At 65.3% G+C, this 21,871-nt stretch carries 24 protein-coding genes and 2 pseudogenes; 3 read left to right on the top strand and 23 right to left on the bottom strand.

The window, feature by feature from the left end:
- Positions 1 to 5 precede the first annotated feature (5 nt).
- The 7 genes from KAK07_RS23610 to KAK07_RS23640 form a co-directional block, all read right to left on the bottom strand.
- The gene (locus KAK07_RS23610; RefSeq protein WP_210863442.1) at positions 6 to 980 is read right to left on the bottom strand and encodes a PFL_4669 family integrating conjugative element protein; all 975 of its coding nucleotides are present in this window, start codon (positions 978 to 980) and stop codon (positions 6 to 8) included.
- Between the two features lie 364 nt (positions 981 to 1,344).
- Entirely contained in the window at positions 1,345 to 3,060 is a 1,716-nt protein-coding gene (locus KAK07_RS23615; RefSeq protein WP_210863443.1) for a hypothetical protein, read from the bottom strand.
- A gap of 11 nt (positions 3,061 to 3,071) precedes the next feature.
- Positions 3,072 to 3,683, bottom strand: coding sequence for a hypothetical protein (locus KAK07_RS23620; RefSeq protein WP_210803112.1), 612 nt, complete (start codon positions 3,681 to 3,683; stop codon positions 3,072 to 3,074).
- A gap of 96 nt (positions 3,684 to 3,779) precedes the next feature.
- A complete protein-coding gene (locus tag KAK07_RS23625; protein ID WP_210863444.1) occupies positions 3,780 to 4,325 on the bottom strand; it encodes an STY4526/YPO1902 family pathogenicity island replication protein in 546 nt (181 codons plus the stop codon).
- A gap of 104 nt (positions 4,326 to 4,429) precedes the next feature.
- A complete protein-coding gene (locus KAK07_RS23630; RefSeq protein ID WP_210863445.1) occupies positions 4,430 to 6,397 on the bottom strand; it encodes a hypothetical protein in 1,968 nt (655 codons plus the stop codon).
- Complete coding sequence (locus KAK07_RS23635; RefSeq protein ID WP_310740768.1) at positions 6,394 to 7,335, bottom strand: ParA family protein; 942 nt, start codon at positions 7,333 to 7,335, stop codon at positions 6,394 to 6,396. Before KAK07_RS23635 ends, KAK07_RS23630 begins: the two co-directional genes overlap by 4 nt.
- The gene (locus KAK07_RS23640) at positions 7,305 to 7,565 is read right to left on the bottom strand and encodes a hypothetical protein (RefSeq protein WP_210863446.1); all 261 of its coding nucleotides are present in this window, start codon (positions 7,563 to 7,565) and stop codon (positions 7,305 to 7,307) included. Before KAK07_RS23640 ends, KAK07_RS23635 begins: the two co-directional genes overlap by 31 nt.
- A 106-nt stretch (positions 7,566 to 7,671) precedes the next feature.
- On the opposite strand from KAK07_RS23640, the gene KAK07_RS23645 reads away from it, so the two are divergent.
- Positions 7,672 to 7,944, top strand: a complete 273-nt coding sequence (locus KAK07_RS23645; protein WP_210803108.1) for a ParC-related protein — start codon at positions 7,672 to 7,674, stop codon at positions 7,942 to 7,944.
- Positions 7,945 to 8,083: 139 nt separating this feature from the next.
- Here KAK07_RS23645 and KAK07_RS23650 read toward each other — a convergent pair whose 3' ends face one another.
- A complete protein-coding gene (locus KAK07_RS23650; RefSeq protein ID WP_210863447.1) occupies positions 8,084 to 8,884 on the bottom strand; it encodes a helix-turn-helix transcriptional regulator in 801 nt (266 codons plus the stop codon).
- Complete coding sequence (locus tag KAK07_RS23655; protein ID WP_210863448.1) at positions 8,881 to 9,573, bottom strand: autoinducer binding domain-containing protein; 693 nt, start codon at positions 9,571 to 9,573, stop codon at positions 8,881 to 8,883. The genes KAK07_RS23650 and KAK07_RS23655 overlap by 4 nt, the downstream gene beginning before the upstream one ends.
- A gap of 219 nt (positions 9,574 to 9,792) precedes the next feature.
- Between KAK07_RS23655 and KAK07_RS23660 the strand changes: the two genes are divergently transcribed.
- Positions 9,793 to 10,038, top strand: a complete 246-nt coding sequence (locus KAK07_RS23660; RefSeq protein WP_210863450.1) for a WGR domain-containing protein — start codon at positions 9,793 to 9,795, stop codon at positions 10,036 to 10,038.
- Positions 10,039 to 10,104: 66 nt separating this feature from the next.
- Here KAK07_RS23660 and KAK07_RS25535 read toward each other — a convergent pair whose 3' ends face one another.
- The 14 genes and pseudogenes from KAK07_RS25535 to KAK07_RS23720 all read right to left on the bottom strand — a co-directional run bounded on the left by KAK07_RS25535 (position 10,105) and on the right by KAK07_RS23720 (position 20,961).
- Entirely contained in the window at positions 10,105 to 11,058 is a 954-nt protein-coding gene (locus KAK07_RS25535) for a hypothetical protein (RefSeq protein WP_247652911.1), read from the bottom strand.
- A gap of 78 nt (positions 11,059 to 11,136) precedes the next feature.
- Entirely contained in the window at positions 11,137 to 11,439 is a 303-nt protein-coding gene (locus KAK07_RS23670; protein WP_210803104.1) for a type II toxin-antitoxin system RelE/ParE family toxin, read from the bottom strand.
- Positions 11,439 to 11,759, bottom strand: a complete 321-nt coding sequence (locus tag KAK07_RS23675) for a DUF7673 family protein (protein WP_210803161.1) — start codon at positions 11,757 to 11,759, stop codon at positions 11,439 to 11,441. The genes KAK07_RS23670 and KAK07_RS23675 overlap by 1 nt, the downstream gene beginning before the upstream one ends.
- A gap of 41 nt (positions 11,760 to 11,800) precedes the next feature.
- A complete protein-coding gene (locus tag KAK07_RS23680; RefSeq protein WP_247664574.1) occupies positions 11,801 to 12,259 on the bottom strand; it encodes an antitoxin PaaA2 family protein in 459 nt (152 codons plus the stop codon).
- A 405-nt stretch (positions 12,260 to 12,664) separates the two neighbouring features.
- A pseudogene (locus KAK07_RS23685) lies at positions 12,665 to 14,973 on the bottom strand (Tn3 family transposase).
- A 284-nt stretch (positions 14,974 to 15,257) separates the two neighbouring features.
- Positions 15,258 to 15,425 (bottom strand): hypothetical protein, encoded by a 168-nt coding sequence (locus tag KAK07_RS25540; protein ID WP_247661055.1) that lies wholly within the window; start codon positions 15,423 to 15,425, stop codon positions 15,258 to 15,260.
- A 30-nt stretch (positions 15,426 to 15,455) separates the two neighbouring features.
- Entirely contained in the window at positions 15,456 to 15,587 is a 132-nt protein-coding gene (locus KAK07_RS25545; protein WP_247661063.1) for a transposase, read from the bottom strand.
- A complete protein-coding gene (locus KAK07_RS25550) occupies positions 15,550 to 15,819 on the bottom strand; it encodes a hypothetical protein (RefSeq protein WP_247661076.1) in 270 nt (89 codons plus the stop codon). Before KAK07_RS25550 ends, KAK07_RS25545 begins: the two co-directional genes overlap by 38 nt.
- A gap of 78 nt (positions 15,820 to 15,897) precedes the next feature.
- Positions 15,898 to 17,295 carry a phenylacetate--CoA ligase family protein gene (locus KAK07_RS23695; protein WP_210853560.1) on the bottom strand — a complete coding sequence of 466 codons (1,398 nt, stop codon included), beginning with the start codon at positions 17,293 to 17,295 and terminating at the stop codon, positions 15,898 to 15,900.
- Between the two features lie 10 nt (positions 17,296 to 17,305).
- The gene (locus KAK07_RS23700; RefSeq protein ID WP_210853558.1) at positions 17,306 to 17,761 is read right to left on the bottom strand and encodes an HAD domain-containing protein; all 456 of its coding nucleotides are present in this window, start codon (positions 17,759 to 17,761) and stop codon (positions 17,306 to 17,308) included.
- Positions 17,762 to 17,898: 137 nt separating this feature from the next.
- Positions 17,899 to 18,096: a hypothetical protein gene (locus KAK07_RS23705; protein WP_210853556.1), complete on the bottom strand. Its 198-nt coding sequence runs from the start codon at positions 18,094 to 18,096 to the stop codon at positions 17,899 to 17,901.
- A gap of 286 nt (positions 18,097 to 18,382) precedes the next feature.
- Positions 18,383 to 19,345, bottom strand: a complete 963-nt coding sequence (locus tag KAK07_RS23710) for an IS5 family transposase (RefSeq protein ID WP_210853554.1) — start codon at positions 19,343 to 19,345, stop codon at positions 18,383 to 18,385.
- An 89-nt stretch (positions 19,346 to 19,434) separates the two neighbouring features.
- Positions 19,435 to 19,782 (bottom strand): annotated as a pseudogene (locus KAK07_RS23715) (IS481 family transposase); the annotation flags it as partial.
- A 105-nt stretch (positions 19,783 to 19,887) separates the two neighbouring features.
- A complete protein-coding gene (locus tag KAK07_RS23720) occupies positions 19,888 to 20,961 on the bottom strand; it encodes an ROK family protein (protein ID WP_210853550.1) in 1,074 nt (357 codons plus the stop codon).
- Positions 20,962 to 20,984: 23 nt separating this feature from the next.
- Here KAK07_RS23720 and KAK07_RS23725 point away from each other — a divergent pair, with 23 nt between their 5' ends.
- Positions 20,985 to 21,377, top strand: coding sequence for a hypothetical protein (locus KAK07_RS23725; protein WP_210853548.1), 393 nt, complete (start codon positions 20,985 to 20,987; stop codon positions 21,375 to 21,377).
- Positions 21,378 to 21,871: the final 494 nt, after the last annotated feature.

Consider the following 21,871-nt stretch of genomic DNA (forward strand, 5'->3'; position numbering starts at 1 on the left):
GGCCCTCACTGCAGACCCTCGGTGGCAGCCACCAGCTGAGCGTCATCGCCCGCCAAGGGCACCTCGTTGAGCAGGCGCAGCTCTTCCGCCGAGACGTCCAGATGCCGTCGCGTGTGACGCGGCCGCACATCGCCGTTGAAGACGCCCCGCGGCAGCTCACCAAACAAGGCCACCGCCGCCTGAACGCGTTTTTTCGCCAGCTCGTCCGCGCTGGCCAGCCAGTCCCTGCGCGAGAGCGGGCGCAGCTCGTCTCTCAACAAGTAGCGCTGGAGCCAGACCACCCGCTCAAAGATCCTGCGGCTGTGACGGGTCATCGTGTAGATGTCCTCGTACCCCTCCTTGTCGGACAACAGGTCCTTGCGCACCAGCGTCTTGACCATCCGCACGAAGTAGTCGAAGGTCGAGATCAAACGAACCACCGAGTAGCCGTAGGGACTGCGAAATCCCAGCTCCACGCTGACGGGCGGGTCCGCCCGAACAATCGAGAAGGACAGACCGCGGCGCTGCATCCTGTGCAGGCGGCGGTCCATGCCGTCGATGCGCCGCTCCAGCTCAGCGATCACGTTCTCCATTGAGGTCCAGGTCTCGATCAGCGCAAAGTCCGCATACGGGTTGTCGTTGCCCGAGAGGTACCAGATGGCCCGCATCGCAGCGCCGACCTTCTTGCCCCCCGACTGACCGACGCCCGTCTCACCCGGCAGCATCGCCCGGCCGATGAAGAGCCGCGACGCCTCTCTGGTATGGATGGTCATCGAATCGTCGGCCTCGTCCGTCAGGCGACCTAGGTCGTTCTTGACCGCGACGGCCTCACGGTAGGGCACGACATCCCTTTGCGCACCGCCCGTCGCGTGGTGCTCGGACTGCATGCTGCGCAGCAGCGCTTCTCGCCGCTCGAGCTCGGCATAGCGCTGGAACCTCGGATCCGCCATGTCCAGGTCATCGGCCTCGACCAGGTCCTTCAAGGCATGGCGCTCGGCCACGATGTCATAGCCGTCCGGAAATGGGGACGACCTGGACACCGGAAACGGAGGTGCATGCCGGGGATGGCGGGGACCGCGTCGACTGGCGTCATGGGCGCCATAGGAATCATGGGAGTCACTGGGAGCCATGGAAATCCTCCTCACTGATGGTTGTGGTTGATCGAGGTGTCTGCGGGCGAAGCGGCGCTGCGGCGGCGCCGCATGGCCGGCCCTCGGTCCGCCCTGCGCGGGCCGCGTCCCGGCGAGGTGGCGCCGCTGCCCCAGCGCCCGCTTTGGCAGCCGCCGCACCCTGACGGCCCAGTCGGGTCCGTCTGTCTTGCAGCAAGACAGACAAGTTCACTCGGGCTTTGGCTGTGACAGCGCCTCATGCTGGCCACCGCCGCCTCTTCACTTCCTGGCGCAGAGCATCGAACTTGGCGCGTACCTCAGCCGATGGCGCGCAGCTCGCGGCTGCCTCGGGAGATGCCGCCGCTGCGAGCGCAGCCTGATCGCGCTGGCGCCGGGCACTGGCAATGCGGTGCGCACCGTCAGCAGCGAACTCCCCCTCAGCCGCCTTGCGGCACAGGGTGCGCAGCAGTCCCACCGGCGAGCGCACAGTCCCTTGCGAGGCCCGCCAGGCGACCTCGTCCAGGAGGGTCTGTTGCATGACCCGATCCAGGCCCGCCAGGTGCCTGGCCGCGGCCTCGCGGTCCCCCTCTTGGGCGCCAAAGGGAGCCGGCCATACCAGCCCGGGCTCCACGAGCGCCACCTCATCACCGCAGGATGTCGAGTGCGCGCCGCTGCCAGCCTGGCCGGGCCACTCTGCAGGCCACCCACCCCCACCCCAGTCGGGCGTGGACGGGTCGACCCCTCCGCCTCGTGTGCTCGGCCCAGGCTGTGGCGGTAGTGGTAGTTGTGGTTGTGGTTGAACCTGTAGTGATTCCTGGAGATAAAGGCCGGAATGGTCGATCGCTGTGGGTCGGTTCGGTCGACACCTGTCGGCCGGTTCGGTCAACGCAGCAGGTCGCTTTGGTGGGTGTGCGTTGCCACCGGTCTGTTTCGCCCAAACCGACCCAGCTTCAGATTGGGGACCCAGGGCGTCAAGCCCAGAGGCCATCGGCGCAGCTGTCGCACAAGCCAGCAAGGACGCGGTGGCCACCGGATCGATGCTGAGGTCGACGCGGCGCGGGAAGTTGTGTTGGCGCTCCAGCAACAGCCCCAGCGCCTGGAGATCGCGGCGGGCGGTCTGCCACTGGTGGCGGGTCAGGCCGGTCTCGCGCCGCCAGGCCTCCCGGGAGAGCTGCACGTACTTGAGCCGGGCCGGCCGCGCGCGCAGGTCGCCCTGTGCCGAGAGCAGGCGCGAGGCCATCATGGCCGCCGGCACCGACATGTGGGCCGTCAGGGCCGTGTGGAACAGGAACGAGCGACCCAGCAGTCGGCCCAGGATCGGACTGTCACGATCGACGAACCAGGACAGGTCGATCGCGGGCATCTCGATCTCGCTGCGCTCGGCCATCAGCGGCACGAACGCACGGAGATTGAGACGGAAGGCCAGGCTCGCGGGCATGGCCTGAAGCCGCTCCTCCAACAGGCCACTGTCGAGCAGGATCTTGCGCGCGCGACGCTGCATCTTCCAGCTCAGGCCGGTCTCGATCTCCCACTCTCTGGCGGACTTGTGGATCCAGCCGTCTCGCGCGACCACATCGCGGCCGCGTCGCGTCCAGTAGATCAGCTGCGACAACAGCACCGCCGAGCAGGTGTCGTCCACCAACTCGACGACGCGGCTGGCCACAGCGATCGAACACGACAGTTGGCTGCGCGCGGTACCGGGTGGCACCACGGTTCGGTCCCGCGACGCGATGCGAGGCACTCGCGGCGTCTCGGCCAGGTCGGACGCGAAGTGCCGGGCCGGCTCAAGCGACGGCAGTGGCGCGCCTTGCGCTGGGTGGGCCAAGGGCCCGGCAAGACTTCCCAGCAACACGACGGTGCGCCTGGCGGGCTGCGCCAATGTCTCGGCACGCCCTGCCTCCACCGCCAGCGTCGCCAGCGGGGTGCCCGCCCTGGCAGAGGCCTTCGGGGATCTGGGCAGGAACAAGGCCACCGGATGGCTCCTCAGCAGGGATAGCCAGGCAATGAGCCACCCGCGTCAACACCGCCCTTGAGCTGGCGACGGATGTCATCGCGGACCTGACCCTTGGCCCGAGAGAAGGCATCCGGCAGGAACTGGATCTGGGTGATGATCTCGCTGCGATCCAGGTCATAGCGGCGCCGCTCCTCGATCAGATCCAGCGCTCGCAGCTCACCACGGGCCTGGACCCACTGCGCTTCATCGAGCTTGGTCAGGTACAGCCACGCGCTTTGGTCCAGGTGGACCCAGGGGTCACCGCGCTCCAGGTACTGCCCCTCGCTGCGGGCCTCGATCTGGTAGAGCGCCACCGCCGCCGCGATCGAGTGGGCGATGTAGATGTAGATCATCGGCACCGCGAGGCACACTTGCTCGGCACGGTCCATGTACCAGTCCACCGCCTGGGCCACACGGGCGCGTTCTTTCTGCTTGGCCCGCCGCACAGCGGCCAGATCGGTGAGGACGGCGCCGCCCTGGGCGGGCGCGGTTGAGCGGCGTGCGTTGACGCCAGGCGTGGCCGCGGAGGCGGCAAGCGCCGTGGTGCGTAGCGCCGGCTCAGGAATAGGGCAGGGGGGCTTGTGAGGGGTCGTCTGGCTCATGGCAGGTGCCTCGTCACGGTGTCGGGCGGCCTCACAGGGGATCGCCCTGTGCTGGCCGAGGAAGTGGTCGCCCAGTGGGGCGACGAAGAGCGTTCATCAGGCCTGGGGGCTGCTGCGCCAGGCGCCGGTGACCTGGGGCAGGATCACCAGCTCCAGCGACGCAATCACCTGGGTCGCGAAGCGTTCGTGCAAGCGGCGGATGCGCGCCCTGGGGCACGGCTCGGCCGCGAGCTCGGCCCAGACGCGCTCGATCTCGTCGCGCATCTCGTCTGGGGGCAGTCTGGGGCGCCCACCGGTGGCCACATCGGGCGCCAGCACGCGCCGCAGGCGCCGCGCGTCGGACTGCGACAGCGTGAACAGCTGCGTCAGCAGCCGCGGCGACGCGCCATGGCGCACCAGGTATTCCAGGGCCTCGCGGTCCGCCTTGGCGCGGTCGATGCGCTGCAGCTGCGCACGCATGGCCGCGGTATCGACTGCGATCGCCAGGCCGCACTGACCCACGGCGAAGCGCAAGGCCTCGTTCAGTGGCATGGAGCGCAGCCGGTCCAGCAGCTCTGGCGTCATGCCGGCGCCGAGCATCTGGTGCAGCACCTGGGGATCGGCGTCCTCCATGGCTGCGATCAGCCGGGTGAGGGCGAACATCTGGACAGCGGGATCCCGCAGTGTCACGGTCGACGGGCTCCGGTGGGCCTCGCCAGGGTGGCCGGGCACAGTTCCTCGTTGGTGCATGTCGGGGCGATCCTTGGTCAGTACGGGTTGCCGGACAGCAGCAGCTTCTGCAGCAGCATCCAGCGCTCGGGCAATTGCTCCATGACGGTCGCGGCCAGCTCCTCGACCGCCCGCAGTTGGGTCATGGCGGGCCGGATGAGGCCCGGGGTGACACGGGCCATCAGCAGCTCGACGGGCTCGGGCTGCACGGGCTCGATGTCCGTGCCTTCGAGGGGCGACTCCTCCCGCTCGACGGAGAAGCTCCGGTAGAAGGCGCTGGTGTGGTCGATGCAGTCGACGGCCCCTTCGAGCCACTGGCCGGAGATCGTCGTCAGCGACCACCAGACGATGGTCTTCACCGTTCGCGCCTGGTCTTGCGGACTGCCGATCTGCACCGTCTGGCGTCTGTGGGTCTGCCGGTCGGGCAGGTCCAGGTAGAAGCCCAGCGGCATCTCGTCGCGCCAGCGCAGCACGTCGCTCAGTCCGGCGGTGGCCAGCAGCTCATCGACGGCGGAGTGCAGCGCGCCCAGAGGATCGGCCCGATCCGCCTGGCCCGCGCTGAACAGCGGACCGACCGATGCGCGCGGCGTCCCGGTTGCGCCGGTCGCCGGCCGGGCCGCATCCCCCTGTGGCTCGACAAGGCCTGAGCGGGCGGACGGGATCAGCGCGCCAGTGCCCGCCCCAGGCGGCGACCCCTGGATCACCGTGGTGAGGTTGAGCGGCCGCTGTTGGCTGGGTGACGGCTCGACAGGCTGCTCTACAGGCTGCTCGACAGGGTGCCGGACTGGCTGTCCTGTGCTGGCGCTGTCCTGCAGGGGCCCGCCGGCGGAGGACGCCGGTGGTGTGGCGATCAGGTTGGGGGAGGGCTGCCGCAGCTCAGCCATCGTGAGCTTCGGATTCAGCTTGAGCAGCGAGAGCATGTGGCGCACGGACTCGATCGACTCCGAGGCACGCTTGGCCAGGGCTGCTTCGACCTGATCCGCGACCTCATGGGGGTCGAAGGCCTGCACGTCGTGCGCTGAGGTGGTATACAGCCGCAGCTCCTTGGCGACCAGGTCGTCCCAGAACGCGGCTTCGTCCATGCCCAGGCGCGTGGCCAGCGCCAGCAGAGCGTTCAGCCGGGGCTGCAGGATGCCCTGCACCCCACGGTGGGTCAGATGGGCGCTGGCGCTCCCCAGCGGCGCCAGCCGGCTGGTGGCAAAACGCCAGATGGTCACCAGCGACTTGTCTGCCTTCAGGCCACGGGCGGCCAGTGCCTCGCTGGCCTCGCGAACGGCCATGGGCTTGGCGCCTGGATCGTGTTGGCGTCGCTCTTCCTCGATCAGCCCAAGCAGCTCACACATGCCCACGGCGACTTCCCAGAACTTCATGTCGCCACGGTTCAGGTTCTCGCCGAGGTGCTGAGACAGCAGCGTGGTCTCGCCCTGGTAGGGCTGGTAGATGCAGTTGACCCACAGGAAGCGCTCGTCGCCGGTCTGGGCATAGAGCTCCTGCAAGAGCTCGAGCGTCGTGTTGGAGCCCGCCGCCAGCATGTACGGCTCGCCAGCGTGCCTGCGCGTCACCTGCAGCGTGCCCTGATAGCCATTGGCCTTCAGGCTGTGGCGGATGTCCTCTCGCTTCTCGTTGGCATAGAGCCGTGGGTTGTGGTCGTAGCGGACGATGTCGACCGACTTGAGCAGCATGGGGCCCGGCAAGTCCCGGCGCAGGTCGATCTTGGACGGCGCGGTGTCGCCCACGGCGTAGCTGGCCTTGAACTCGGCCTCGTCACGCTGCGCTCTGCTGGGGGTCTTGCCAGGAGGACCGAGGCTGTCTGGGCTGGCGGCGCCAAAGGGCGTCGGCATGGTCGAGTCGTGCGGGCGAAGCATGGCAGTGTTGGGTCGGTTCCTGCGCGCAGCGGCGCGGGCGGTGGCGGCGGCCAGGTTCTCGATGGCCTGCCCGACGGGGATGGTCAGCGGCAGCCCGTCGGTGAGCGGGTTGAAGCCCTGGCGCTTCCTGGAGGTGTTCATGCGGCCCTTGCAGCGGCGTGGGCGGTCTGCGAGGGTCCGAAGACCTCACGGGGGTCGCCGCGCAGGCGGCCTGCAAAGTGCCCGTAGAGCTGCGGCTGCAGCTCCCAGACGATCCTGTGCATCACTTCATAGCCCGACGGACACCGGGTGCCGCCCTGGCGGTTGAGCTGATGCACCGGCCTCCGGGCGGTGAACGCGTCCTTGTAGGCGACGGCGCTGGGAATCACCGTGTCCAGGATGGTGACCCGGTCGCCAACGTCGAACTCGGCGCGCAGCTCACCGAGCAGCTGGCGGGCGTTTCGGGTGTACTCGTGACGGCAGATGACGGCCTGGATGGGAGCCAGCGCGGCCTGCGGCTCGTTGGGGTCCTGCTCCAGCCGCTGGAGCACGCGCAAGGTCCCTGAGCGGAACTCCCGCACCGACGGGGTGTCCGGGGGAAGCGGTGATACCAGGGTGTCTGCGGCAAAAGCAGCAGCGGTCTGCAGCGGCCCGATCGCGCCCTGGGTGTCGATCAGGATGAAGTCGTAGTGTTCCTGGACGTAGGGGTTGCGCAATGCGCGGGCCAGCCGGGTGCGGGCGTCCGGCCGTCCATGCAGCCAGTGCTGCAGTTGAGCTTCGCCATCGTTGGAGCGCACCAGGTCCAGCCCAGGCACCGAGGTTCGCGAAATGCAGGCCGGCGTGACCGTGCCCTGGGTGACCACCTCGACCAGGCCCTGCGGCGCCTCATCGGCCAGGGCGAAGTACTTGGTGAGACTGGGTTGCGGGTCGGCGTCCACCAACAGGGTGCGCGCACCCATGTCGGCCAGCAGACCGCCCAGGTTCGCCAGAAAGGTGGTCTTGCCGACGCCCCCTTTGGAGTTCAGCGCGGCGATGGTCTGAGTCATGCGCGGGTCTTCCAAGTGGGTGGTCAAGCACGGGCTGCCGGCGGCTGCGGCCACAGCATGGCGACCGTGACCTCGGTTGCGCCAAGGCGGCGCATGTAGGCAGCCACGCTGTCGAGGCTGGCCCATTCGCGCGGCGCGCCCCGCGCGCCGGTCAGCACATGGTTGCGCTGGGCGAACTGCACGACCAGCCGATAGCGACCGGGCTCGATCTCACTGGCGGTGAAGACCTTGACACCCTTGGCGGCCACTAGGTGACGCAGCTCGGGCGTCTTGATGGGCGGCATGCCCTCCTGGCGCTCGCGGGCACGCCCACGCGGCTCGGTCGCGTGAGCGCGTACCATGGCGGCCGAAGTGCCCGGCGGCCCTCCGCCCTGATCGCCAGAATAAGTCATGTCGTCGTCCAAAAGTGTATGTCTTGGCGAGCCAATATTACGTATTTTGGTTGCCACAGGCAAGGCTGGTCGGCTCGTGGCCCGTGGAACGGCCTCGGGCTTCGTCCTGCTATTGCGCGATGGGGATCAAGAGCTGACGCTGGAGGCCCGGCGCGGTAACGTGCGCTACTTCAAGAAGCTGGACACCCTCGCGGGCTACCTCCGAGACATCGGCGCCCAGCACTTCGAGGTCGAGCTCGGTGACTGGGGCGACCGGCCCGAGACAAACTGAAGAGATTGGCCCGACAAACGCTGACTCCTGTCGTTGCAACAGGATCAATTCGACCGCAGCACCCTGCCTGTCGAGTAGGAAGGAATTTCTTCTTTCTGGCACCCGCCGGTGCACCCCTGGCGGCCTGGCCGGCTTGACGTCAGGGTGCGTCGATCACACCCAATGACACCGCTCGGCAGGCGGCCGCCACGGTCGTCGCGCAGCCCAGTTTGTCTCGTGCCGCCACCAGTGCGCGCTCCACGACAGAGCGGGAGACAAACTGCTCCTTGGCAATCTCGGTCAAGCTCAGTCCGTTGGCCGCATATTGCAGGGTGAGCATTTCGCGCTGAGAGAGCGCAGGCGCCGCGTCGCGATCGGCACCCGGCGCAGCCCGCTTGGACAGCAGCCGGTGCGTGGCTTCACTGGCCAGGGTCGTGAACAGCTGCCCCCACATCAAGACCTGGGACAAATCGACGCTTGGCTGATGCGCGGACAAGCCCAGGTCGAGGACCACCAGCCCCCTGTCGCCTAGCGGTGACACAAAGGCCAGACCACGGGTCAACCCAGCCTGCTCATACGCGCGCCAACGTGATGGCGTGCCCGCCAGTACGAAAAGCTCGTGACCCCAACGCAGCGGCTCAACGCGCCCGTCCAGGAAGGTCTGAAGTACAGGGCACGAAGCCATGCTGTCGGACAAGGCCGCGCTCCAGCCAGCCGGCCCCGAATGAATGGAATCGAGCTCCCAATGCGCCCGGTGAATGCGCGAGGCCGTCCCCCCTCGGGGGCGTGCCAGCGTCAAGATGAACGAACTGATGCCGTACCGCTGCGCGAAGTCGTGGCACGCGCTCTCCAGAGCGGCCAAGGATCGGGCGTTCACGGCGTCATCGAAGATCGGGCCGTACTGTTGGCAAACACTGGGTGCCAGGCCAGCCGCGGCCTCTCCTGCCAAGTCCGTGCTCATGACAAGGCCCCCTCCTCATCCACCAGAATGCGCTGTGCGTCGTGAATGGTCTGCGCGGTTGACAGGCCGAGCCGCGCAGAGACCGCCTTGACATGAGCCAGAACGGTCCGACGTGAGAGCCCGAGGGCTGCCGCCGTGTCCTGCAGCGAGAGACCGGCGGACAGTCTTTCCATGACCGTGCGCTCACGCTCATTGAGCCTGCTGCGCATCCTGGCCGGCGCCAGCCGGAGAACGTGGGGGAAACAGGCGTTGGCAACGGACACGAGCTCGGCGCAAACCCGTCCCGGCTGGCTGCGCCACGCCCGCTCAGAGCCATCAAAGCCCACGAACAGACGCCGTCGCTTGGGCAGGTGCAGCGCGAGCGCAGCGCCCCCGGCGATGCCCCAGGGCTCCTGTTCCTCATAGAGATCAATCGCGCCCGCCTGCTCATAGATCTTGCGCCCCCACAACAGGGGAAGCGACGAGCGCTTCATGTGCCGCAGCACGGGGTCGCGCTGCCATGAGTCGGGTTTCTGCGCGAGGACGAACGCCGGCGGCAGGTTATTCAGTTCGTAGTATTCGGCCGAGGTGCCGCGGTGAACTGAGAGAGACAGTGTGGCGAACCTGAAGTCCAGGGCGTTGGCACACTGAAGCACAGCGGCGAAGAGTTCATCTTCATCGCCGACACGGTCGAAGTTTCTCGCGGACATGGCGCAGTCATTGATTGACTTATTTTTTGGCGCCGATGTACTGCTCTATGGCACCCCCCTTGGTACTGCTCACTACTGCTCTCGCCAGCGTGTCGTTTACTCATTGCCGCCGGTTGTTTCCAAGTGTAGATCAGCGGAAAAGCCGCTGCCAAGCCCCCAGCGCCCCAGTTACTTGCGCTGGCTCATCCCATGAGCCACAGTAACGCTACAGTGGTCGTCATGCCCGTGGATTCCGATTTCTTCACCCTTCCCGCGTTGGCCTGGAATTCCCCGACGAGGTACTACGCCGCGGAAGTCCGGCGCAACCTCTTCGGGGATCTGGAGTTCTTTCGCGCGTGGGGTGGACGCGGCAGCCGGCGCGGCGGCCACAAGGCGGAGCCGCTCAGCTCGTTGGAAGCAGGCAGGGATCGCCTGAACCGCGAGGATGCGCGTCGGGCGCGCCGCGGGTACGTCCGTCAGACCTGAATCCACCGACTGGCAGACTGGCACACGACCCGTATAGGAGGAGCGCCACCAAGGCGGCGCGTCCGCTCAATTCAACGGCTGCTGAGTGATCCGACCAAAAAACTCCAGCGGCTCCTCGTCAAGCGCACGCAGGGCTTCGTCCAGGGCCTGCTGGTCGGTCTCGAAATGCTCTTCCCATACATGCGAGGCGTTTTCGGCATCCACGACCTCAAGAATCCAACGGTCGTGGGAGTCGCCGTAGATCTCAATCCGAACAGTGACGCCGTGGCGCGTCACCTGCTGGCTGAGTGGCGACTCGATGATGTCGGGCACACTGTCGTCGGCATGGGCCACATCGCCATCGTCGTCATCGTCGCCATCAGTCATGGTCTTCCTGGACATCACCATGGCCATGGACGCCTGGTGCTGGCCACGGGCGCGCTTGCAGGACTGCACGACCTTGTTGATGTACTCGTCGGCCGCGATGGTCATGTGCTGCAGGTTGCGCAGCAGCGCCTTCAGTTCCGGCTCTGACGCCGGCGTCGTGTCGTCAGCGAGAACGCCGGCGGCACCATCGAACATCGCGTGCAGTTCAGACAGGGCCCCCATGGACACGTCCGCCTTCTGCGGAAGCAGCATCTCGTCTTCGGTGCCGAACAGCCCGTCCACAAACCCCTTCAGCTCCTGTGCGCGCACGCGAGCGAGATCAAGCAGGGCCTGTCGGCTGGGCGCCACTTCGTAGCGCGTCAGCCGAAACGGGTTGCGCGAGCTCTGGTGCTCAGACAGGCGGTTCCACAGACCGCGCACGAGAACCTGCATCACCTCCTCGGCCTCGTCAGCGGAGGCGAACTCGGGCAACTCGCCACCCCAAGCCTGAGCCAGTGCAGCCAATGGTGAGACGGACGGCTGCGGGCTGCTGATGTGGCCCAGCACCAGCGTGCGCAGTGCATGCAAGGGAGTTGGGCACCGCAGGCGTTGCAGCAGGGCTTGCAGGTCCTTGTCGGAAGGGTTCTGGCCAGGGGGCGACTTGGGAGAGCTCATGACGACATGGAGCTGAATGCTGAAGTGGACGCCAACGCAAAGCACCAAGTCACTGCACGGCCCTGCGCAACACTTGGCTCAAGGCGTCTGCTGTGAAGTGTGCTTGACGCGAACAATCTCGACGGTGCGCGACTGATCGAGCACGCGGTAGAAGGCGATGTAGTGCGGGTGCAGGACAAGCTCACGAATCCCAGCTGGCAGGCCAGGGCGCCCCTCACGGCCAAGGCGCGGCTGCTGCGCCAGCGCTTGCACTTTGTCGCGCAGTCGCTTGCCGAACGCCCGCGCCCGTGTGGGGCTGTCCTGGGCAATGTAGCGAACGATGCTCAGAAGGTCCGCAGATGCCTTGGGGCGCCACACGATGTCGTACTCGTCCGCCGACATCAATCACCGAGCTGCGGCAGCCATGCCTGAACGGGCGACTTGAACTCCGCCTCATAGCCCAGGCTGTCTGGGTATCGATGGACGCGGCCGATTAAGCCAAAGACCACGGTCATGTCGGCGACGATGGCAGTGTCCAGCGACCACAGCGCGGTCAGATCGAAGGCGCCACAACTGCCACTGTTCCACCAGGCCAGAAGGAAGTCTGCGACCCGCCTGCTCTGCCCAGAATCGCGCTGTGCGTGGGCCAACAGACGTTCCAACGCGGCTGCTTCGTCGGCGGTGATGAGACTGGGCCGCGCCTCGTGCGCCGCGGCCAGCATCGCCTGGGCGATCAGGGCCTCTGGTTGCCGTGGTGGCCTGTTCATGCACGCGCTCGACGCACGGGCCTGGCGCGCCCCCTCCCGATGGCGTCGATCTCGGCGTCCATGGCTGCCATGACCTCGTCGTGCGGCGTGCTCGGCTGCGCATCGTCCAGAGACGCCTGGATCTCGGCGGCCAACCACCGGTTGTGGGCCACCGCCTGGTGGGCGACCCGCATCGCCTCTGCCTGGCTGGATCGGCTTCGGCTCATGTCCTTCTCGCTCGGATCCCAGTCGGTGGCGTCGAGCTGCGCTACTGCGATACCGACCTCGCGCAGCAGGATCATCGCGGAGGCAGGGTTGCCGAAACGACGCGGCTCGGTGCTGCGCGCCTTGGCCAGTACCGCATCCTGGCCGCTGCGGGTGGCAATGCGCAACATGAAGCCGCCGCCCTGACCCTTGAGGGTGACGCCGGCAACACCACCGGCCGCCGCGGTGGCGCGCAGTTGCTCCAGGGTCATGCTGTACATAGGAGTGGTCGCATAGAAGACAAAAGAATTGTGCACGTTTGACAGAACACATGCAACGTCATACCGGCGACATGGACAAGAAAAAAGTCACCGCCTCTGGCCGCCGCCCTGACGTCAATGTCGCCGAACGCAATAAGTGGCGACAATCTTAATTATGTCAACTAGCCTGCGAAATAGAGGGTTTACCATTAACTCCGATGTGCAGCTGAGGTCGAGCCAGAATTTCGCTACAGCGGGGTCCCTTTGAATTCAGTGCCAAAAATGACGGTTCGTGCCTGTCCGCACAGTGAGCATTGACGCGAGGTTCGTTTTTCGGCCGCCGCCAAGTGCTTGTCAGGCAACGAGTTTCTGTTGGTCCTCTGATCGGCCGCTGAAGCCCTGTTTGCACGATCGGTTTCAGCCGACGGCGCTTGTTTTCGCTGTCGCCTGTGACGGCAGGATCTGCTGGGCGTAGCGCTCCAGCGGGAAGCGGAAGACGCCACGCAGGTTGATGCCCTCCAACCGTGTGGGTGCCACCCGGCCGATGAGCTCGGGCGGCACGATCTGGCGCCGGTTGGCCCAGCGATCCAGCACGGCCTGCATCTGCGCCGTGTTCCACGCCATCACGATGTTGTCCAGCAAGCTCAACGCATCGGAAACCGCCTGCATCTCGTAGGCGCGCCGGGCCTGCGCTGGGCCGACGCGGCCGGTATAGATCGCTCGCTTCAGCGCATTGACCGCCTCACCGCGATTGAGCAGCCGGCGCAACTCGCGGCGGAAGGCCTCGTTGACAAAGTAGTCGGCCAGGAATGCCGTGCGCAGCAGCTTGCCCAGTTGCACGCCGGCGTCATAAATCGGGTCGCCTCTGGCGGCCGAGCCGAACCGTGCCAGAGCGCTCACGGCGCTGGCATGCCCGCTCGACACCGAGGCCGCCAGGTGGACCAGACTGTCCCAGTGGGCTTCAATGAAAGAGGTGTCGATGCCGGCCTCACAGACCGCAGCGATCTCCTCGGGCACCTTCATGCCGCGCGGCACGAACAGACGTCGCTGCGTGAGCTCCTTGAGCCTGGGACACAGATCGAAGCCCAGCAGCCGGGCCAGGGTCATGGCGAAGTCGGTGTAGCCGTGGGTGTCCACCACCAGTTGCGTCGTCTCGACTCGCTCCTGCCGCACCACCCCCTCGATGGCCGCGCCGGCCTGACGTTCGTTGAGCACGATGGGCTGAGCGTGGAAGATGCCCCAGCGGTCACGCACGTGGCTATAGATGCCGATGGAGGCCGTCTGCCGCCTTGGATCCTGACGCGCCTGCCAAACCCGGCGGCTGGTCTCCAGGCTCATCCGGGATGAACAGCCGCTCCTGACCACGGAAGCTCAACGAATGCTCGACCCAGACAGAGCCATTGCGAACGGCGCGGCGCAAGGCCAACAGCGTGGCCACCTCCAGCGCCCGGAATGCCCGCTCCCGGTCGGCGTCGGCGATGTCCTGGCGCCAAGCCGCTCCCAGCCGTGCCGCCGTGAAGTCCTCCGGCAGGATCTTGTCGCCGCTCGCGTACTGCGTGCGCAAGGTGTCCAGTGCTTGCAGTGCAGGATGTTCACCCGTGGCCTTCCAGCTCAGGCTGCTGACGGCGACCAGGAGCGAGCGCACAGGGACGATGGTGGCGATCAGTTGCCGACGGATGCCCGACGCTCGACTCGGCGCCTTCTGTGCACGCCTGGCGGCAACCAGCTCAAGCAGCCTGGTGCGCAGTTCGACCGCAGCGGATTCGTCCTCGACCAGGTCCGTCAAATCCTCCAACAGCAATTGGTACTGCCTTGACCAGTCGACGGCGGCACCCGCCTCGTCGGCGCATTGGCGCCAGAAATCAGAAACGCGGCGCTGGAACATGAGGATGAACTGGTTCGTTGCCGTGAGCGGGCATTAACGCAGGAAGCAGGCCGACTCGACGGCTCGTGCCGGCTCCGTGATGCGCTCGCTGACCGAGGGCGGACGTGTGGACATGCGCCAGGCGTAGCGGCGCACCAGGGTGTCGTTGAGCTCGCTCAGGTGGCGATCCAGGCCCAGCTCTTTGAGGAAGGCGATGCGCTCGTGCACTTCAGCGATCTGGCGCGTGTAATGCTTGGCAGGCGTGCTCCACAACCAGCTCTGACAGTGCTGGCCATCCGGCCGGCACGGAGATTCGGACGGATGCCGCAGTGGTGGCTTCGAGATCGGCAAGTGCCGCAGCCACCAGGGCACGAATGACGCGCTCGTGCACGATGATCAGCCGGTGCTCGTACAGCCAGTGGCGCGCCCGCAGCAGCAGTCGCTCCTAGTAGGCAGTGTGCGCCACTTCGTCGCGCAGTTCACGCACAAGCGCGCGGCGTTGGTGTTCGCTCATCCAGGCAAAGCCCAGGACCTCGCAAGCCTGTCGCTGGTGGTCGAACAGGGTGCGGCCTCGGGTGTACAGCGCACGCAACGAGGCCAGATCGGGCGTCTCGATGTCCAGCAGTTGGCCCAAGTGGCGCAGCAAGGCCACTGGCACGGCACGAACGCTGTTCAATGGCCACCCGCTCATGCGCAGGAAGCCGATGTGCAGCGCCAGGCCGAGCTTGTGCTGGTCACCCCGGCGCCGCTCGATCAGCTCTTGTTCGGAGGGGCTGAAGCTGAAGAAGGCCTGCAGCTCAAAAGCAGAGATCTCGCGCGGCAGCTCACGCAGGCCCAGATAAGGTGCTTGCCAGCCCTGCATCGCCGCCGCTCCCCAAGAGTCGAAAGGCAGCCAAAGATACGCGAGGCCAGACCGAACAGCAAATCCAGTGGTATCAACGACTTACCGCTCAGGGCCCGCGCCGTTGCTGGGCAAACGAACCGTCAACTTTTTTGCACCGAAATCAAAGGGCCCCCGCGTTGGCCGGCGTGATCTTCAGCTCTCGGTTGAGCTTGTAGCGCCCATCCACGTTGCCGTGCAGCTTGTAGCCGTAGAAGGCCTTGCCGTGCTAAATCGTCCAGGGTGTGGGCCAGGCGCTTGGCGCTCTAGCCTTCCGGCGCATCGCCACGGTTGAGCGCCTCGCGTTCCTTGGCGTTGGCTTGCGCAATCGGGGCCTGCACGATGCTGGCGTCCACGATCTGACGGCCACGCGGAATCAGGCAATGCTGCTGCAGTTGCTGGCTCAGGGTCTCGAAGATGGCCTTGCCACCCAATCCACCTTGGGCCAGCCGCTGGCGAAACGCTCACAGTGTGCGGGCATCACGGATGCGCAGCACGCCGTCAAGTCGGCAGAAGCGCTGGAAGCTCAGCCGGTCAAGCACCTGATGTTCGCACTGTTCATCGGACAGGTTGTACAGGCCCTGCAGAAACACCATGCGCACCAGCGCTTCGGTGGGGTACGGCGGACGCCCACCCCTTGCTGCGGTCGGCCCTCGGGCATGCAGCGTCCACCGCTGCGGCCATCTCCGAGAAGTCGATCAGCTTGTCCATCGCCGCGAACGTCTGCACGTAGCCTTCGAGCTTGGCTTTGCGCCGGCGCACCAGGACCAGGTCCTCTGGGGCCTCTTCGGGGAAGAGGCTAAAGGGCTTGATGCGCGGCGTGAACATCTCGCCATGTTGCCGCAGCCTACGCCGCACGTGCGCGCGAAGGCTCGGCCATTAGAAGCACCCAAGAGGCGCGTGGCCTCATGCTGACGCGTCGCCGGTCGAGCGCCCAGCAATGATCACACGCCAGTCCGCGCCGGTGCGCGCCGTGAGTGTCTGTTTGATTCCATGCGCCAGCTGCCCGAGGCGATCATTGTCCAGCTCGTCGCCGTCCCGCAGCTGGGTATAGAGCGTGTGTGTCTCTCCGACTCTTTCGTAGCGATAAACTGGAAAGGCCCCCGCTTCCTGCAGTCCGACCGGAAACTGCGAATACACCGGGGTCCGCTGCAGGGCGGGATGCTCATCGAGAATGTCGTAGATTTCGTACTCGCCGATTACCCACGCGACGCCGGCAAGCACCGATCGGTCGATCCGACCTAGTAATTCCATGCCCGGTCTGCCTGTCGGGCACGCTGATGCGAACAGCCGCACCGCGTCGCCGGTAGCGTAGCGGACGAATGGGACGGCCTGCATGAACGGATAGTAGCCAGTGATCACGAGCCGTCCGACGCCGTCGGCAATCGGACGTCCAGTCTCGAAGGAAATCACCTCCGCGTAGCCGTACGGCTCAAGATGGTACCGTCGGCAGTGCAAGCACCGCCACGCGCCCACAATCGCCTCGCTGAGGCCGAATCGGTCGATCAAGTCGACGCCCCAAAAGCGCTCGATTTGCCGCCGCGCGTGGGCAGTGACGTATTCACTGGTCGACTGGAGTGTCAACAGCCGGGGCAGCACGGCCGCGTCGACCGACTGCTCGAGATACGCCGTCAAGCGTCGCACGGAGATGAGTCCGCCGCCGATGCCGGAGATTCGGTTTTCACGTGAATCGTGCACGTACGTCCGCATCAGCAGTTTGGCCGCGGTTTTGAGGCCGCTCAATGTGGTTACGCTGACGGGAATGAAGTGATACTGGGAAGGGAACTCGAGCACACGCCCATGCCACGGCGTCACCAGTCGCAACGCGAAGCGCTTGTCCGCCCGTTGCCTCGGCGGGGACATCGTCGATACGAACTCGTGGAGGTAGCGCTGTTCCTCTTCGCAGCGTTCGATGATGAGCGGCTCGCCGGAGGTCGTACCGCTAGTGAAGGTGGCGAAGGCGAAATTCGCCGTTGGCGTGCGGATCTCGTCGATGTGACGCGAGATGTCGTCGCGGTTCATGATCGGAATCGACTCGAATTCCTCGATCGGCACCAGGCTGCCGCTGTTCGATAGACCCGGAAGCGACCGTCGATAGAACGGCGACGAGCGCGTCGCCCATTGGAGCGCCTCGTGCACCATCCGGTGATGCAGTTGTATCCCGAGCTCGGGGACCGCCTGACGCATGCGGCCCGCCAAGGCGAAGTAGCTAGCCAGCCGTGGCGCGATCGACGTGACATCCATCGAAGGGTCACGAAGGTGCGCCATGGCGACCTTCGCCATTTCGAGGAGTGCGTCACTCATGGGCTAGCGGTTAGTTGATGTCGGCGAGGAACCGCTTGATGGCGCCGACGACGGTCGGGCAACACACACCTCTGTTCGGGTCGCAGATCACGACATCACGAGGCAGCGGCTGCGGAAATTCGCTCGGCTCGTCGTCAATGACGAGCCACGACTTAGGACGGACCCTATGAACCGTCCGGAGAATGGACTCCCATCGGCCCTCGCCGACCGTAACGCCGGCGAGTCTGCGGCCAAGCGGTCCGAGCATGATGCCAAGCTCCTCAACGCTCCTTACGTGCCGCCATGACGAGTGAATGTAGATGGCAACGTCGTCGGCAGGAACGATCACGCTCTCAAGCAGTATCGACCAGCGGAACAGGCCGCGACCTGCGATTTCGGCGCTCGCAGGCGTGGGTGTCCTCAAGAGCTCTGCCACCGCCCTTCTCGGGTGCAGGACTCCGTCGATGTCGAGGAAGATCACTTGCACGAACGAGCGGCCTCCTAGGCCGAGACAAGTCGCCAGAGATTACGCAGCAATACCGTGCCGTCTGCCAAGGAAATGGTTAGCCAAGCCGACCCGCCCACAAGGATGCCTCGGCGAGCCGTCAGGCGCCCGCCCGGAAATCACGCGCCCGTGTCTAGCACGGGAAGATGCAGCAAACCGATGGGGACCTTGACGTTCAGCGATTTGTCCAGTACCTGAACAAATCGTGCCGGGTACTTTCTCTGAAGCTCAATGAGCTCCGGCAGGGACATTTTCTCGACACTCTTGGATTCGTACAACCGGCCGGCACCCGCCTCTTCGTCCTCGTCCTGTTGCATCGTGAGCTCCTGTCGAATTGATGGCATCGCAAACCGACTCCGGCTGAATTATAGCCCTGACAATGGTTGGGGTGCAACCTCCTTGTGCCCGCTCTGCGTGGGGGCGCCGCCACCCTGCGGAACCTTGCCTTGGCTTAGGGAAGGTCTGCACAAAGCCCGCCCGAGCATTGCAATGCGCTGAACCGTTGGGAATGTGATGCCGCCAGCCTTGGATTCGCACGAGTCGGCAGCCTCAGGGCTGAGGAATCGTCGGTGGCGAGAGCCATTTGGCGGGCTGCGGACACACTCATGCCATCGCTCCGAGGAGTTTGCGCCGCACAAGCCACAGGTTGGCCAGCGCAAACAGCGTGTGCAGCTGCGCCGTTTTCTTGGCCAAGCCGCGGTAGCGAACCTTGGCATGCCCGAACTGACGTTTGACCACACGGAAGGGATGTTCAACCCGCGCCCTGATACCGGCCTTCACGCGCTCCAGTTGCTCGACCAATCGATCCATCGGATCGCTGGGGTCCAGCGTCTTGCGCAAGCCCGGTCGCATGGCGATGTGCCAGGTCACGTCGTCGCGGGCATCGGGCCGTTTGCCTGCGCCTTGGTATCCAGCGTCTGCAAAGACGTCGTGGTCGCTGCTTCGCACCAGGCTGTTGGCCTCAATGACATCGTTGACCGCACCACTCGTGCCCTTCACGGTGTGGACCAGACCCGACTCGATGTCCAAGCCGATGTGGCACTTCATACCGAAGTACCACTGCTGGCCCTTGCGGCTTTGCTTCATCTCCGGGTCGCGCTCACCGCTGCTGTTCTTGGTCGAACTCGGCGCCGCAATCAAGGTGGCATCCACCACCGTGCCGCTCCTGAGCATCACGCCCTTGGCGCTGAGCAGGTCGTTAACAGTCTGCAGGATCTGGGCAGCCAGCTTGTGCTTCTCCAGCACATGCCGGAAGCGCAGGATCGTGCTCTCGTCGGGCAGCCGCTCGTCCCAGCCTTCCAGGCCTGCGAACTCGCGAAACACCGGCATATCGTGCAGTGCCTCTTCCATCGCCGGGTCGCTCAGCGCGAACCACTGCTGCATGAAGTGAATGCGCAACATGGTCTCGGGCGAGAACGGCGGGCGACCACGCTTGCCTTCAGGGAGGTACGGCGACACCAAGGCCACCAGCTCAGCCCAGGGCACGACCTTCTCCATCTCCTCCAGGAACTCCCTGCGCCGCGTTCGCTTGGCCGTCACTCCCGGGCCCAGGCTGTGCTGTTTCATGGACCCAATCGTCTCAGGGCTTCACGTCGGCGCCAAGCACGGCGTGGGGCGATTTATGCAGACCTTCCCTAAGTGTTCTGGACCTCGGGCTCAGGCAAGCGATTGACGCCACGCCGTCGCAGCAGTCGGTCCAGCGCCGAGCGGCTCATCGCCGGTTCGATGAACTCACGCACCACCGCCAGCAAGTCGTCCAGCGACAGGCGCAGGTGCGTGCGAAGGTAGACGACGATCTCTTCCTGGCCGACGTTGAGCGTGGTCTGCAGCCGATGCGGCGTGTGGCTGCCGTCTTCGACCGTCGTGCGCTTGCGCCACTTGCGGATGGTGAACTTGCCCACGCCGAAGCGCTGCACCAACTCGGCCTCGGTGCCTTGCGCCTGCTGAATCGCCAGCCTGGTGGCCGGCGTGGTCGTCGCGTTCTTGTGCAAGCTGATCAGCATCATGGCCTCCGCTGCTTCAAGTCTGCCAGCAAGCCCTTCAGGACTTCCCGGCCCACAAGGATCGCATATCGGCTGCCGAGGAGCCAATCATCCGGGACACGACAGCTATTGAATGGGCTCATTCTTTGGCAATCGCAATCGCTCCAACCAAACGGCAACGCCGCGCAAGCTTTCGAGATCGTCTGCCGCCGCAAGCTTGACCATGTGGTTGATTTCGTCTGAAGAATACAGCAATGGTAGGTAGCGCGAGAGCGCTGTGCATAGCTCGCGCCGGTACACCTCGCCGACGGCGATGGCGAAGCCGCCGGTTAGCAAGATTACATCTGGCGCGTCGAACAGTACGACGACATGAAGCGCCTGAGCGAGATACTTAATTGAGCGCTGCAGAATTTTGCAGACGAAGACGTCGCCGGCCTGAATGCAGGCGACCGCGACTTCGTTTAACCGGACGTCGTCGATCGTGTCGATGGCTGCCCCGCCTTTAGCGAGCGTCGACCACAGCAACGACGCCTTGTACGCTTGCCCCCCGCTGGCGATCGCGGCGTTATGTCGGAGCAAACGGGCAAAGCCGACGCCCGAGGCGTAGTTGCCTAGGATGCCAGGCAGCAGTCCATTGGCGTTCCTCAGTGCCTCCGGTCCCTCGTCGACGACCGCAAGACCGATCTCGCCGTTGCGGCCGCTGCCTTCCATGACGACGCGTCGTTCGACCCTGTCGTAGATCTTGGATCCGATGCCACTGCCGACGCTGAGCGTTAGCACGGTACGCTGATCGGTGAAGCACGAGTCCTCACCATGGCGGATGGCAGCGGCCGTCAAATCGTTGAGAACGTCTACTCGCAAGCCCAACCGGGCGGAGAGTGCGGGGGCCGCGAGATCGCTTGCGCCGTCGCCCCAGATAGCATTCGTACGACCAATATCGCCATGCGCCGACACCAAGCCAGGAAAGCAAAGGCCGCATCGGGTGATGGATGGCCACAAGTTGCGCTTCGCGCGAACCAACTCAGCGAGCCACCTGATCCACTCCTCTTTGCGCGCCTCTGGTACGTTCCCGCACAACGCGCGCGTATCGATCGTCCTTACGCGCTCGATGTCGACAAACGATCCCCCACATGAGACGCCGAAGCGACTGAAGGTGTAACCGACATCGATGCAAAGCTGGTAGTCCGGCGAAAGTACCATTTTTCCTCCGGAAGGGGGGCGGGGTGGACTCGCTGAAGCTGCTTCTCGCAGACAAGGACGTCGGATTTACCCCGACGGTGGATTTGACCACCAAGTTGATGGACACGCGACAGCGCCGGATGCCGGATTCGGCAGCCTACAAGAGGGTCCTGATCGGAAGCGGCGCCGGTGCCTGCTTCGGATGGCGCTGCTCTAAAGGTGGTCTGGTAGCTTCAGCGGCATGCGGCGCCGTCGCATCCACGCTGGCTGGCAAGCTGTTCGATCAGCTGAATCTGCGAAGTTCGCCGCTTGCCCTCATCGAAAACCTACGCGAAAATGCGGCTCCGACTATGCGGGAAATCCAGGACTTGCTGCGGCAGTGTGATTCCTTGGTGTCATTGAAGGCCACGCGGATGAGTTGCTTTGGCGTGAGGTGATTTGCGCTCAAGCGGCAGCTTTGGGGCAACGCGATGCGGGGATTGGATGTTGCTTTGCGGGGGCGACTCCGCCGGCTCCGATGCGGAGTGAGGCCTCAATCCACAAAACCTAAGCCATGCCACCCCTTGTAAGCGTACCGCGCATGAGGTATGAGATGGTTAGGCGGCCGAGATCGGGGGCGTCCCGGTAGGCAGCGTTGGGTGTTGGCGGCAATCTGGCGGGTGGTTTGGGCGATCATCTAGCACCTTGGCGGCCACGTCGATGATCAGTGCCTGCTGGCTCAGGCACTGCGGTGATGATCGGCGTGGTCATGGGGAGCCAGATCTCACTCGCTCGCGATTGAAGTGAGGTAAGCGTCCGGCGAACCCGTCTTGAACTCTGCTGGGCGGCCGGTCACGATAGTGTCCACCAAGGAGGGCGGATTCAACCGATCGATGCAACACACTATGACCGCCTGGCGGAAGGAGTGTTGCGATGAAGCAGCGACCTCGGA

The organism is Ideonella alba (assembly GCF_018069875.1).
Classification (GTDB): Bacteria; Pseudomonadota; Gammaproteobacteria; order Burkholderiales; family Burkholderiaceae_C; genus Ideonella; species Ideonella alba.